We start from the raw sequence: 472 nt of genomic DNA, 5'->3' as shown, positions 1-472 counted from the left end.
TTTTTTTTTTTTTAACGCACGTGTCTTGGGGTCGCTCACGCGACCCCGCTTTTAAAAATTGTTGTTTGTTTGGTGAAATAATTTTTATGAGATAGGTGCAGGTCTGGGTTCTGTAAGTACAACAAGGTACTCTATGCGAACCTGAAAGTTAATAGGAAGAGAGTCACGAGCGGTGTCAGGACAACCCCACACCATAAATGAAATCTGGTTGCTGGGGTTTGTTGTAACCGTTCCACGCATTTGTAGATCAGTAAGACCAGGCATACCAGTGTACTTAGCAATATTAACACCACATTCCAGGGCGCAGGTGTCGTTTTCTTTGTCGACTGCATTTAAAATAGTGTAATTACCCTTGCCGTTTTCAATGATTTCACGAAAATCAGTGGCAGGGGCATTTGTATCGCTAACGTAAACGCCAAAATACTGACGCCCGGAGTCAGTATTTTCACCATCAATAAAAATTTTCGCAGCG

General features: G+C 42.4%; 1 protein-coding gene. It reads right to left on the bottom strand.

Annotated features, from left to right (window positions below):
* Window positions 1–84: 84 nt before the first annotated feature.
* On the bottom strand, window positions 85–472 hold a 388-nt coding region (locus tag C1I89_RS34800; RefSeq protein ID WP_181391127.1), incomplete at its 5' end, for a hypothetical protein.

The organism is Achromobacter pulmonis (genome assembly GCF_002885955.2).
Taxonomy (GTDB): Bacteria; Pseudomonadota; Gammaproteobacteria; order Burkholderiales; family Burkholderiaceae_B; genus Achromobacter; species Achromobacter pulmonis_A.
The sequence above is the reverse complement of the archived record's forward strand: the minus strand, read 5'-3'. Positions and strand labels throughout refer to the sequence as shown.